Origin of the sequence: Noviherbaspirillum sp., from assembly GCF_036846085.1 — a bacterium.
In the GTDB taxonomy this organism is placed as follows: Bacteria; Pseudomonadota; Gammaproteobacteria; order Burkholderiales; family Burkholderiaceae_D; genus Noviherbaspirillum.
The window spans coordinates 1-1,932 of sequence record NZ_DAIUCO010000402.1 but is presented as its reverse complement, the minus strand read 5'-3'; the positions used below and the strand labels follow the sequence as shown (position 1 = coordinate 1,932).

Genomic DNA, 1,932 nt, shown 5'->3' with positions numbered 1-1,932 from the left:
GCCCTCGTCGACCTCGGCGGTCTTCTTGCCGCCCCGTTCGAAGATGTCCGCCGCCCCGTCAAGCAGCGTCTTCTTCCACTGGTGGATCATCGTCGGATGCACGCCGTATTCCGCGGCTAACTCCGACACGGTGCGCTCGCCTTTCACGGCCTCCAGCGCAACGCGAGCCTTGAAGCCCGCGTCATGATTCCTGCGCTTCTTCATATTCTGATCTCCTCGTTCATGGAGATCAGCAGACGTCAGTTCGTAGCTTCCGTCACTGTCCGGATTCCGGGGAGTAGCTCAAGGTTCCAATGATGTGGAAACCGGATTTAGCGAGACAGAGTGCGGTGGAGTAGCCGGATCCGTTGCATGCACCAATTACCAGTGCGACCCTGTTAGTCATCGTCAAGTTCCTTACTTTCTGAATTATGGAAGGTGAAGCACAAGGGAGGCATTGTTAACCCGTATGCTGGTAGCTATTTTGCGATTGAGGTGTTCTTGCCCTCCGTTAGCGCAGTGACTCTTGCGTAGATGACTGTATGATTTTTTTCCGGGCTGCGCTTAGCGGAAGTTGCAGTCAGCAGGACGCCGGATCCAGCCGGATCAGAAACGGTACCTGCTGGCATTCCATCGTTGTCGTGACACGCGCCATGTTAAGGCCGGCACGGAGAGGACGGCTCCTTTTGACACCATATTCCTGTCAGTCACTATAGCTGCGCCTCTGCCGAGCGCCGTCAGAATCCAGCACGACAGGCTGAGTGCGACGCCTCTCGACCTTGGCCAGAAGCACAAGGCTCGCTGTTAACAGAAGGGCACCGTTGAACGGATGAAACGAGAGCGGCAATGGCTGCGATCCCGCTGCGAGCAACACTTGGCTCACATAGAGAATAAAGACGAGGCCGCTCCACCAACCGAAGCCCCGCAGCCAAGACAGTGACAGGCTGCCGCCAACAAGCGCAAGAGCCGGGACGGCGAGAATGCCACCGATTGCTGCATGAATTCCCCAGAGCTCGCCATTTTGAAAGAGCGCTGAACCGGCGCTCAGAAACTGGGCAAGAAGGCCAACTGGTAAGACCCTGGCCGACCACGTAAACCAAACAGGGGTGCCGCGTCCGAGGTCAACAAAAGTGTCGTGCATTTTTGTCATGCGTAGGCCACCTCCGCATTTCGAGTGGGGGTTGACGCTATCCAAGTCGTCAGGCGATCGGCATAGGCTAACGCAGCTGTCTCAAGCGCCTCAGGCGAGAGCCTATGTGCTTCATAGAGGACGAATGGCGAAGACCACGTGAGACCACAGCGATTTGCGGTCGCACGAAGTGGCGCGAACAGTGCATCGATTTCGAACATATTGCTTCCGCCTGGGCGGTAGGCGTCGGCCGAATTACCCAGGGTAACCGCCAGCAGGAGTTCAGTCCCCTCGAACATTCGGCCCTCCGCTTCATAGTTCATGTAGAACATGCGTGTAAGAACGGCGTCCTGCCATGCTTTGAGCAAGGGCGGTGTCGAATACCACTGCATGGGAAACTGAAACACGATGCGGTCGGCTGCCAGCAGACGTGCCGCCTCGCTTTCACCGTCTCGATGCATGTCGATGCCGTTGGGATAGACAGATTGCATATCAACGACTTCGACATCCGGCAGCTCTGCCGCAGCTCGGGCCAACGCAGCGTTGGCGTTAGAACGCGAAAGATCGGGATGAAATAGAAGGATGATGGTTTTGGACATGATCTTCTCCACAAGGTTGGGATGAAGAAACCATGCGTTTCGCAAAGAAATTATTCCAATCGATAATCCATATAGTCTATTATCCATCGCATGAATTTAAGATCGCTCGATCTCAACCTTCTTGTCGTACTTGACGCGCTTTTAGACGAAGCTCACGTCTCCCGTGCGGCCGACCGAGTCGGCCTTTCACAGCCCGCCACGTCGGCAGCGCTACAACGTTGTCGG

The 1,932-nt window shown here is 55.9% G+C and carries 4 protein-coding genes; 1 reads left to right on the top strand and 3 read right to left on the bottom strand.

All coding sequences use genetic code 11. The features are described from left to right. The 3 genes from V7080_RS25305 to V7080_RS25295 all read right to left on the bottom strand — a co-directional run. Positions 1-204, bottom strand: a 204-nt coding sequence (locus V7080_RS25305; RefSeq protein WP_334191140.1) for a transposase, incomplete at its 3' end; no start/stop codon positions are given. 478 nt (positions 205-682) lie between these two features. Then, a complete protein-coding gene (locus V7080_RS25300; RefSeq protein WP_334191139.1) occupies positions 683-1,129 on the bottom strand; it encodes a DUF6220 domain-containing protein in 447 nt (148 codons plus the stop codon). After that, positions 1,126-1,707 (bottom strand): NAD(P)H-dependent oxidoreductase, encoded by a 582-nt coding sequence (locus V7080_RS25295; protein ID WP_334191138.1) that lies wholly within the window; start codon positions 1,705-1,707, stop codon positions 1,126-1,128. The genes V7080_RS25300 and V7080_RS25295 overlap by 4 nt, the downstream gene beginning before the upstream one ends. Positions 1,708-1,797: 90 nt before the next feature. On the opposite strand from V7080_RS25295, the gene V7080_RS25290 reads away from it, so the two are divergent. Next, positions 1,798-1,932 (top strand): LysR family transcriptional regulator (locus V7080_RS25290; RefSeq protein ID WP_334191141.1); only part of this gene is annotated, 135 nt, incomplete at its 3' end.